The 6,000-nt window shown below is 68.6% G+C and carries 4 protein-coding genes and 1 pseudogene; 1 reads left to right on the top strand and 4 read right to left on the bottom strand.

Translation table 11 applies throughout. From position 1 onward, the window contains the following. Positions 1–112: pseudogene (locus J5T34_RS18905) on the top strand (IS110 family transposase); the annotation flags it as partial. A gap of 432 nt (positions 113–544) precedes the next feature. On the opposite strand, the gene J5T34_RS18900 reads toward J5T34_RS18905, so the two are convergent. The 4 genes from J5T34_RS18900 to J5T34_RS18885 form a co-directional block, all read right to left on the bottom strand. Beyond that, positions 545–946: a heme-binding protein gene (locus tag J5T34_RS18900; protein ID WP_244259067.1), complete on the bottom strand. Its 402-nt coding sequence runs from the start codon at positions 944–946 to the stop codon at positions 545–547. Between the two features lie 271 nt (positions 947–1,217). Continuing rightward, positions 1,218–3,932, bottom strand: coding sequence for an ABC transporter transmembrane domain-containing protein (locus J5T34_RS18895; protein WP_208581742.1), 2,715 nt, complete (start codon positions 3,930–3,932; stop codon positions 1,218–1,220). Positions 3,933–3,985: 53 nt separating this feature from the next. Beyond that, positions 3,986–4,930, bottom strand: a complete 945-nt coding sequence (locus J5T34_RS18890) for a hypothetical protein (protein ID WP_208581740.1) — start codon at positions 4,928–4,930, stop codon at positions 3,986–3,988. A 185-nt stretch (positions 4,931–5,115) separates the two neighbouring features. After that, positions 5,116–5,613, bottom strand: coding sequence for a low affinity iron permease family protein (locus J5T34_RS18885; protein ID WP_244259066.1), 498 nt, complete (start codon positions 5,611–5,613; stop codon positions 5,116–5,118). Between the last annotated feature and the right edge of the window lie 387 nt (positions 5,614–6,000).

Here is a 6,000-nt window from a genome sequence, read left to right as displayed (position 1 = left end):
CGCCGGCAAGCCCTTCAAGGTTGCCATTACCGCGTGTATGCGCAAGCTGCTAACGGTCCTCAACGCGATGGTGAAGTCCGGTCAGCCATGGCAGAACAACATGCCCACTTGACACGGTTGCTCTCCCATCCTCCGGCCGTTGTACTTCTCCCCTCGCCCGCTTGCGGGAGAGGGTCGGGGGAGAGGGTATTGGGCACTGGCGATCCACTGAGGCAATGCATGCGCCCCTGCCCTCTCCCCAACCCTCTCCCGCAGGCGGGAGAGGGAGCAGGGTGTCGCCAGCGCGATCGCTCATCGCACGACTTCTCCCCTCTCCCGCTTGCGGGAGAGGGGTCGGGGGAGAGGGTGTTGGGCACTGGCAGACCACTGAGGCAAGGGATGCGCCCCTGCCCTCTCCCCAACCCTCTCCCGCAAGCGGGAGAGGGAGCAGGGTGCCACCAGCGCGATCGCTTACCGCACGACTGCTGCCCTCGCCCGCAAGCGGGAGAGGGAGCCGGCTGTCGCGAGCGCCAATCGCTATGGGCACTTGCAACGAATCACGAAACTACTTTTCCGCTCTCCGCCGCTGCTGCGCCACCGCGCGCAGCAGCGCGGCGACGCTCAGCGCGAAGGCTTCGTCGTACCAGGGGTTCGCGCCGCTGACCGCGACCACGATGCCGTCGAGCACGGCGGCGCCGCCCAGCATCGATTCCTCCGCGCGCAGCAGGTGCGGCGCGCGCGCCTGGAGCTGGTCGGTGGCCATGCCGGTGCGCCAGGCCACCTTGGCCTTCTCGCGCGCATACCAGGCGTAGTCCGCGTCCCAGCGCTCGCGCCCCGGCGTCGAGTATTCGTACAGGATCGCCTGCTCGAACGGGCAATCTCCCGGCCCCTTGCCCGGGTCCATCACGACCACATGCAGGAAGCCGCCTTCGCCGACCTCGCGGTCGCGCACCGCGGCTTCGAGCATTGGGATCGCCAGCGCGACGGCGCGCTCGGCGCTGGCCGCATCGGCAAATCGGCTGCCCCGCGCCGTGCCGGGCGAGGCGGTGCGGCCAGGCACGTCGGCGGAGGACCGGGACGGCGTGGAACCGGGCAAATCGGGGGTGTCGTGAGACTGCATGGTTTCTCCTCGATCACGTAGCTGATCGCGTAGTGGATCAGATAGTCAGTCGGATAGTCGGTTGGGGAGTGAAACGAAAATCGATGGACCGCGACCGCAGACCGGCAACGCCCTCGCGCTAGCTGCGCGGCCCGGGCACCGTGGTGTCGACATCGCGGTGACGCACCATCGAATGGATCGCCACCACCAGCTCGCCGATCTGCACCGGCTTGGACAGGTGCACCTGGAAGCCGGCCATCATCGCGCGCATGCGGTCCTGGGCCTCGGCATGTCCGGACAGCGCGATCGCGCTGAGGCGGCAGGCCAGCGGCACGTTGCGCTCCGTCTCGAGCCGGCGCACGCGCCGCAGCACGGTGTAGCCGTCCTCTTCGTCGAGCGCGATATCGCACAGCAGCACCTGCGGCCAGTGCTGCGGATCGGCGTTGCCGAGCAGCGCAAGCAGATCGTCGCCACGACCGAACGCCTGCGCGTCGGCGCCGTAGTCCTCCAGCGTGCTGGTCAGCACCTCGCGCGTGGGCTCGTCGTCGTCGAGCACCAGAATGCGCAGCCCCTTCAGCGCGTCGGGTGCGGGCAGCGTGGCCGTGATATCGGGCGGCGCGACCGGCGGCGGGGCCGGCGTTTCGCGGATCGGCCGCAGCGGCATCGCGATGCGATAGCCGTGTCCATGCGGATCGACCGTCAGGCGGACGGCATGGTCCTCCAGCAGGTTCTCCAGCTCCCGCATATCGGGCAGCGGCGCCTGCCGGTCCGGCGCGGCAACGTAGAGCGAGGCCTCGCCGCCCTGCCGTTCCAGCCGCAATTCGATGCGCCCGCCCGGCTCCATGTCGTCGATCAGGGCATGGCACAGCTCCCACACGGCCTTCTGCACCACGCCCGGATCGCCGGTCACGCGCAGTTCCGCCTCGCCCAGCACGGTGAACAGATTGACCTGCCGCTCCGCAATCAGCTCGCGCAGCCCGTCGACCACCGCGGCGACGATGGCCTCGAGCCGGATCGGCTGCAGCGCCAGCTTCTGCTCGGTGCGTTCCAGTTCGCGCTGCTGCTGTTGCAGGCGCCACATCTGCGCATAGACGCCGCGCCTGGCCAGCAGCGCATCATGGGTGCCCTCCTCCACCACGCGGCCATGCTCCATCACGAGGATATGGTCGGCATCGGCGATGGTGGACAGCCGGTGCGCGATGATCAGCGCGGTGCGGCCCTTCGCCACTTCGGCCAGCTCGCGCTGGATCGCGCGCTCAGACCGCGTATCGAGCGCCGAGGTGGCCTCGTCGAACACCACGATCGGCGGCTTCTTCAGCAGCGCACGGGCGATCGCCACGCGCTGGCGCTCGCCGCCGGACAGCCGCACGCCGCGCTCGCCGACGCGGGTCTCGTAGGTGTCGGGCAGCCGGTCGATAAAGGTGTCGAGCTGCGCGGCGCGCGCGGCCTCGACGATATCGGCGCGGGTCGCACCCTCGCGGCCGTAGCCGATGTTGTAGGCGATGGTGTCGTTGAACAGGATGGTGTCCTGCGGCACGATGCCGATCACCTCGCGCAGGCTCTGCTGCGTGACCAGCCGCAGGTCCTGCCCGTCGATGCTGATCTTGCCGCTGTCGGGCAGATACAGGCGGAACAACAACCGCGCCAGCGTCGATTTGCCCGAGCCGCTGCCGCCGACCACTGCCACGGTCTGTCCGGCGCCGATGCGGATGCTGACGTCCCACAGCGTCTGCCGGCTCGGGTCATAGCTGAAGTTGACGTGCTCGAACACGATCTCGCCGCGCGTCACGTGCAGCGGCCGCGCGCCCGGCGCATCGTGGTCTTCGCCCGGCGGCCCCTGGGCATCGAGCAGCGCGAACAGCCGCTCGACCTGCGTCATCGCGTCGTTGGACTCGCGGAAGATGAAGCCGAGCGTATTGAGCGGCAGCACTACCTGGATGATGTAGGCGTTGATCAGCACCAGGTCGCCAACGGTCAGCGCGCCGGTGACGACGCGCTCGGTCGCCAGCAGCATCACCGCCGCCACGCCCAGCGCAATGCAGCAGCTCTGCCCCACATGCAGCGCGGACAGCGCGTACTGGTTCTCGACGCTGGCATCGACCCAGCCTTCGAGCAGGCCGGACAGGCGCCGCGTCTCGAAGCGCTCGCGCGCGAAGAACTTGACCGTGTCGTAGTTCAGCAGGCTGTCGACGACCTTGCTATTGGTCTGCGCTTCCACCGCATTGACCTTGCGCTGCACGCGCGTCCGGCGCCGCGTCATTACGAAGGTGTAGCCGGCATACAGCGCGAAGGTCACCACGATGATCGCGGCGAAGGCCCCGCCATAGGCCGCAATCATGATGATCAGCACCGAGCCGATCTCCATCAGCGTCGGCACGATGGTGAAGACCGCGACGCCGAGCAGGAAGCCGATCGCCGCGGTGCCCTTCTCCAGATCGCGAATCACGCTGCCCGTTTCGCGGCGGGCATGAAAGCGCGCGCCAAGCGCATGCAGATGCGCGAAGGTGCGCTCCATGAAGGTGGCCACGGTGCGCTGCGTGACCGGCGCGAACACGACGTCGCGCAGCTCGTTGAAGGCGTTGCCGAGCAGGCGCAGCGCCGCGTAGGCGAGCACCAGGAAGACCGGCATCGTGATCGCCGCGCCGGCCATCGCGGCGGCGCCGGTGGCCACCGGGGCCACATCGTCCACCACCAGCTTCAGCACCAGCGGCACCGCCACGGCGGCGGCCTTGGCCAGGATCAGCAGCACCACGGCCACGCCGACGCGGCCGCGAAAACGCCAAATCGTGGCCCAGAGTTCGGCCGCGATCCGGCGTTTGGAGGCAGGGGTGGGATGTCCGTTGGTCGGCGGCATCGTCTCGCTGGTGGGCGACGGCGCTTATCGGGGCGCCGGGTAGACCGTGTCCGTCACGACCGGTTGTCGACCTTGGGCGCGTCCGGCGTGGTGCTGCCCGGATCGCGCAGGTCGCCCTCGCCAACTCCCGGCGGGAGCTGGCCGCGGCGGATCTGGCGGAAGGTGTCGTTCGGCCCGCTGGGCTCGGGCGTGGTGGTCGCCCCGCGCACCAACTCCGGTTCGTCGCTCTGTTCGCCGGGCTGGCGATGGGACTGCGCCGATTCCCACGCTTCGCGCGGTTGCTCCTCGGCTGGGTGGGCGCCCTGGCCCTGACCTTCGCTCGTGCCCTGCGTCGATCCCTGGGTCGATCCCTGAGTCGATCGCTGGCCACCCGATGGCGCCTGCCCCGCCGCGCCCTGCTGCCGCGGTTCGCCCGCCCGCTGGCCCTGCATGCGCGCCTCGTCGTCCTTGCTGACGCCCTCGTGCGTGGTGGTGTGCTGGCCCGGCGTCAGCAGCACGCCGAGATCGCGCTCGCCATTGCCGCCGGCCACATCGGCCGCTCCTGCCTCACCGGCCCCTGCGCCCTGCCCGGCATGACGGTCCTCGTCCTGCCGGACCGACTGATCGATCTCGCTACCCGGGTCCTCGTTGCCGGTCGCGCTCAGCGCGCCTTCGCCCAGCTGGCCGGCGCGTTCGTGCGGCGCGGTCTCCTGCAGCGGCAGCGGCGTGCCCATCGGATCGAAGTCCGACCAGCGGCCGTTCTCCCATTGGCCCTCGGCCTGCTCGAGTTCGCGCCCGCCTTCCAGGCGGATCAGTTCGGCCGCGGTCTGCAGCCGTTCGGGCTCGACCCGCGCAGCCAGCAGCACGCCGGGCGGGCGCGCCAGTTCCTGCGCGGGCTGCGACGTGCCGACCGTAAAGATCGACACATCCCATACCGAGAATCCGTGTCCATACAGCCCTCGCGCCGCGCGCTCGGCGTCAGCGAAGGAATCGAAACGCCCTGCCACGATGGTCGACATGATTGGCTCCTGGGTTCGGCAACGACATTCTTCGCGCTGTGCAAGGAATGCGCCCGGGCATGGGGGCACGCCAAGGGCGCGTCCCCGCCGGATGGCGGCGTCTCGGGCATGTCGATCTTGCAACACGCATACCGATCTACACGGCGATCGACATGGCGATCTACACGGCGACCTGCACGGGTCCGTCAGACGCCATCGTCGCGAGGCGCCTTCTTCGATCCGATCTCCGCCGCGACCTCTTCTTCCAGATCGTGCCGGGCCTCCTGCTTGGCGACATGCGTCTGCAGCGCGTCGTCGAGCCCGTGGGTTTCCGCGATATCGCTTTCGCGCTCGGCCAGCTCGGACAATTGCCGGTAGAACGCCGCCAGCTTCTTCAGATCCTCTTCGTCCAGATCCTCGATCGACACCAGCCGGCTGCTGGCATGGCGATGCGATGCCAGCAATTCATTGAGCTTCAGATGGACCGCCAGCGAGTCCTTGTTCTGCGCCTGCTGAATCAGGAACACCATCACGAAGGTAATGATCGTCGTGGCCGTGTTGATGACCAGCTGCCAGGTCTCCGAGTAATTGAACATCGGCCCCGTCACCGCCCAGACGATCACCACGCCGACTGCCATCGCAAACGCGATCGGCGAGCCGGCACCGCGCGTCGCGTGGCCGGCGAACCATTCGAAGCCGTGCATCACGCGTCGTCGCCAGCCCTGCCGGTCATCTTCCGGCGAGTCGTTGGCGGCGCCATTGGCATTGCCGTTGGCGGACTTGCCGTTCATCACTTCGCGGGCGACGCTGGCGAGGCGTTCGCGGTCGGTACTGGCTGCATCTGGCATGGCGATTCCTGAAGCGCCGTCGGCATGGCGGGCTGCGGCAAGCAAAGCGCGCCCTGGCCGGAGGATCGGCAATACCGATATAGCGCAAGTTCCATACCCGCCAGGCGAACACGGACCCCTTGGCTCACGCAAATGTCGAAAGAGACTGCGCTTCTGTGCCGGCGCCGCCATGCGCCGTACTTTTTACAAGCGCCGGCGGCAAACTTTGCATGACGCGTCTTCACCGCGGATTCGATCGTCGCG

Origin of the sequence: Cupriavidus gilardii (assembly GCF_017598945.1) — a bacterium.
GTDB lineage: Bacteria > Pseudomonadota > Gammaproteobacteria > Burkholderiales > Burkholderiaceae > Cupriavidus > Cupriavidus gilardii_E.
Note: the sequence above shows the minus strand (reverse complement) of the source record. Positions and strands in the feature narration are given on the sequence as shown.

What these genes read in the sequence shown, in the direction of transcription:
- J5T34_RS18900 (WP_244259067.1), bottom strand. Translation starts at nt 946, where the DNA reads ATGCTCGAAGCCGCGGTGCGCGACCGCGAGGTCGGCGAAGGCGGCTTC.
- J5T34_RS18890 (WP_208581740.1), bottom strand. Translation starts at nt 4,930, where the DNA reads ATGTCGACCATCGTGGCAGGGCGTTTCGATTCCTTCGCTGACGCCGAG.
- J5T34_RS18895 (WP_208581742.1), bottom strand. Translation starts at nt 3,932, where the DNA reads ATGCCGCCGACCAACGGACATCCCACCCCTGCCTCCAAACGCCGGATC.
- J5T34_RS18885 (WP_244259066.1), bottom strand. Translation starts at nt 5,613, where the DNA reads ATGCACGGCTTCGAATGGTTCGCCGGCCACGCGACGCGCGGTGCCGGC.